Consider the following 3,442-nt stretch of genomic DNA (forward strand, 5'->3'; position numbering starts at 1 on the left):
GGGGTGTACGGGCCGGCGCTGCGGGCCTACCTGACGCGCAGCGCCGGCGCGTTCGCCGCCGCGCAGGCGGCGGCCGACGCCGCCGCCGTGGTGGTGGCCACGCTCACCGACCCGGAGCCCGCGCCCCGGGTGCAGACCTCCCCCGCCGCCCGGCAGTTCGTCGCCGTCAAGCTCGCCGACACCGACGGGCTCGGCGTGGCCACGCTGACCGCCGGCTGGCTGCGCGGTCCCTGAGCCACGCCGGGTTCAGCCGGTCGCGCGCAGCCGCTCGTCGAGCGCGGCCAGGTCCGGGACGAACCACACGTGCCCGTGCCGGTTGGACTCGGCCACCAGGGCCCGCAGCGCGGCGCTGCCGGCCAGGTGCCGGGAGATGTCACCGACGACGACCAGCCGCAGCCGGTAGTTGACGAACTTCTGCATGACCTCCCCGGCGAAGCGGGTGCCCAGGGCGAAGAAGGCCGGGTCGAGCCGCTCGGCCGGCACGGCGACGGCCGTGGCGCCGAGGAAGGCCGCACCGATCAGGTCCAGCGCGTCGCCCTCCGTGGCGATCGGCGGGCCGGCCGGGTCGCACACCAGCACCGGCACCCCGGCCCGCTCCTGCAGCACGTCAACCATCCCCGACCCCCGCCGTGGCGAGCAGGCCACCCTCACCGCGCAGGACCGCGTCGAGCAGGTGCAGCAGGTCGGCGGTGGCGGCCGCGTCGCCCAGGATCACGATCTTCATGCGGTGGCGTTCCTCGTCGTGGACGGTCTGCACCCGCAGCGGGCGGGCGGGGTCGGGGTGACTGTTGGCGCTGGCCAGCACCAGGGTGGCGAGCCGGTCGGCGGTGGCCCGGTCGAGCCCCTCGACCTGCGCGATGCTGGACACCTCCAACGCGGCCGGGCCGGTGGGCGCGGGCCGCCCGGTCAGCGCGGCGAGGTCGGCGCGCGCGATCCGGTACTGCTTGCCGATCCGCACCGCCGGCAGCCGGCCGGCGCGGATGTAGCCGCGCACGGTGCGCACGTGCAGCCCGAGCAACTCCGCGACCTGCTCCACCGAGTACATGTCATCACTCATCGTTCCCCATCGTAGCTGCGACAGGGAACGATAGGGAAGTTGGCTGCGGCGACGTCGGCCTGTTACCCGGAAGCCACCCGCGCCGGGCATACTTCGGCGCGTGCAGCCCCGACACGGCTACCTCGACGCCCCCGCACCGCTGGCCTTCGCCCACCGCGGCGGCGCGGCCGACGGCGACGAGAACACCGCCGCCGCGTTCGCCCGGGCCGTCGCCCTCGGCTACCGGTACGTCGAGACCGACGTGCACGCCACCGCCGACGGCGTGCCGGTGATCTTCCACGACGCCACCCTGCGACGGGTCACCGGCGAACCGGGCCGCATCGCCGACCTGCGCTGGGCCGACCTGGCCTCGGTACGCGTCGGCGGCGCCGCCGTCGTACCCCGCCTCGACGAGGTGCTCACCGCCTGGCCGCAGATCCGGTTCAACATCGACGTCAAGGCCGACGACGCGGCCGCCCCGGCCGTCGACACCGTCCTACGGGCCGGCGCCGGCGAACGGGTGCTGCTCGCCTCGTTCAGCGACACCCGGCTGACCCGGCTGCGCGCCCTGGCCGGGCCGAAGGTCGCCACCAGCCTCGGCATGCGCGGCGTGGCCCGGCTGCGGATGGCCTCCCTGCACGGGCGGCCGGTGCGCCTGCCCCCGTCCGTGGTCGCCGCCCAGGTGCCCGTCCGGTACGGGCGCATCCCCGTGGTCGACCGGCGGTTCATCGCGTACTGCCACCGCATCGGGTTGCAGGTGCACGTCTGGACGATCGACGAACCCACCGACATGCACGACTTACTTGATCGTGGTGTGGATGGCATCATGACCGATCACGTCGGCGTGCTGCGCGACGTATACCGCAGCCGCGGCCACTGGGCCGCCTGAGTCAGAGGACCCCGATGGCCGAAACGGTCACCCCCGCCGTCGCCGAACCCGCCCGCCCCGGCAGCACCCGCCGGGAACGCACCGGCTGGTACTTCTACGACTGGGCGAACTCCGCCTTCCAGACCACCGTGATCACGGTCTTCCTCGGGCCGTTCCTCACCACCGTCACCGAACTCGCCGCCGGCTGCCGGCTCGGCGCCGACGAGTGCCACGGATACGTGCAGCCGCTGGGCATCCGGATCGCCGCCGGCTCCTACTACCCGTACCTGATCTCGCTGTCGGTGTTCCTCACCGTGTTCGTGCTGCCGGTGATCGGGGCCGTCGCCGACCGGTCGGTGCACAAGAAACGCCTGCTGGCCGCCGCCGCGTTCACCGGCGCCGGCGCCACCATCGCCTTCGCGTTCGTCACCGGCGAGCGGTACCTGCTCGGCGGGGCGCTGTTCCTGATCGCCAACATCTCCTTCGGCGCGGCCGTCGTGGTCTACAACTCGTTCCTGCCGCAACTCGGCGGCCCCGACGACCGCGACGCCATCTCCAGCCGCGGCTGGGCCATCGGCTACCTCGGCGGCGGGCTGCTGCTCGCGCTGAACCTGGTCGCGGTCACCATGCTCAGCGAGGAGGGCAGCCCGCAGCGCACCCTCGACCTGGCCCGCTGGTCCATCGTCTCGGCCGGCGTGTGGTGGGCGGCGTTCACCCTGCTGCCGCTGCGCTGGCTGCGCGAACACCCCACCGCCGAGGCGCTGCACGGCGGCGGCAACGTGCTCACCGACGGGTTCCGGCAACTCGGGCGCACCCTGCGGGAGATCAAGGCGTACCCGCTGACGCTGTTCTTCCTGCTGGCCTTCCTGGTCTTCAACGACGGCATCCAGACCGTCATCACCCTGGCCAGCCAGTACGGCACCGAGGAACTGCGGCTGGAGCAGAGCACCCTGATCGTGACCATCCTGCTGGTGCAGTTCCTCGCCTTCGGCGGCGCGCTGGCCCTGGGCGCCCTGGCCCGGCGCATCGGCGCGTGGAAGACCGTGCTGCTGTCCCTGGTGCTCTGGACCGGCGTGATCATCGCCGCGTTCCGGCTGCCCGCCGAGGCGCCGCTGCCGTTCATGATCCTCGGCGGCTGCATCGGCCTGGTCCTCGGCGGCAGTCAGGCGCTGAGCCGGTCTTTGTTCAGCCAGCTCATCCCCGCCGGCAAGGAGGGCGAGTACTACGGCTTCTACGAGATCAGCGACAAGGGCACCAGCTGGCTCGGGCCGCTCGCCTTCGGCCTGGTGTTCCAGCTCACCTCCTCCTACCGAGTGGGCCTGGTCTCCCTGCTGATCTTCTTCGTGGTCGGGTTCGCGCTGCTGGCCGCGGTGCCGATCCGCAAGGCCATCGTCGCCGCCGGCAACACCCCGCCCCGCGTGCTGTAGGGGCGGCTCCGGCCCGCGCAAAGTAAATCCACCGGCGGATCGTCCCGCCAAAAAATTTAAAGGCGGACCCAGATGTACTAATAGCCCCCCGCCCCCCCCACCAGCCCAGCG

The 3,442-nt window shown here is 72.7% G+C and carries 4 protein-coding genes and 1 pseudogene; 3 read left to right on the forward strand and 2 right to left on the reverse strand.

All coding sequences use genetic code 11. The features are described from left to right. A pseudogene (locus tag ACWEVO_RS32875) lies at positions 1–234 on the forward strand (short-chain dehydrogenase); the annotation flags it as partial. Positions 235–246: 12 nt separating this feature from the next. On the opposite strand, the gene ACWEVO_RS32880 reads toward ACWEVO_RS32875, so the two are convergent. Then, positions 247–615: a DUF4180 domain-containing protein gene (locus ACWEVO_RS32880; RefSeq protein WP_452311331.1), complete on the reverse strand. Its 369-nt coding sequence runs from the start codon at positions 613–615 to the stop codon at positions 247–249. Next, a complete protein-coding gene (locus ACWEVO_RS32885; protein ID WP_452311332.1) occupies positions 608–1,057 on the reverse strand; it encodes a helix-turn-helix domain-containing protein in 450 nt (149 codons plus the stop codon). Before ACWEVO_RS32885 ends, ACWEVO_RS32880 begins: the two co-directional genes overlap by 8 nt. Positions 1,058–1,157: 100 nt before the next feature. On the opposite strand from ACWEVO_RS32885, the gene ACWEVO_RS32890 reads away from it, so the two are divergent. Continuing rightward, the gene (locus ACWEVO_RS32890; protein ID WP_452311333.1) at positions 1,158–1,925 is read left to right on the forward strand and encodes a glycerophosphodiester phosphodiesterase family protein; all 768 of its coding nucleotides are present in this window, start codon (positions 1,158–1,160) and stop codon (positions 1,923–1,925) included. A gap of 14 nt (positions 1,926–1,939) precedes the next feature. Continuing rightward, positions 1,940–3,331 (forward strand): MFS transporter, encoded by a 1,392-nt coding sequence (locus ACWEVO_RS32895; protein WP_452311334.1) that lies wholly within the window; start codon positions 1,940–1,942, stop codon positions 3,329–3,331. The last annotated feature ends 111 nt before the right edge of the window (positions 3,332–3,442 follow it).

It is taken from the genome of Micromonospora sp. NPDC003776 (genome assembly GCF_053605645.1).

Coding starts and splice junctions, on each gene's coding strand:
- ACWEVO_RS32895 (WP_452311334.1), top strand. CDS start 1,940: ATGGCCGAAACGGTCACCCCCGCCGTCGCCGAACCCGCCCGCCCCGGC.
- ACWEVO_RS32880 (WP_452311331.1), bottom strand. CDS start 615: ATGGTTGACGTGCTGCAGGAGCGGGCCGGGGTGCCGGTGCTGGTGTGC.
- ACWEVO_RS32885 (WP_452311332.1), bottom strand. CDS start 1,057: ATGAGTGATGACATGTACTCGGTGGAGCAGGTCGCGGAGTTGCTCGGG.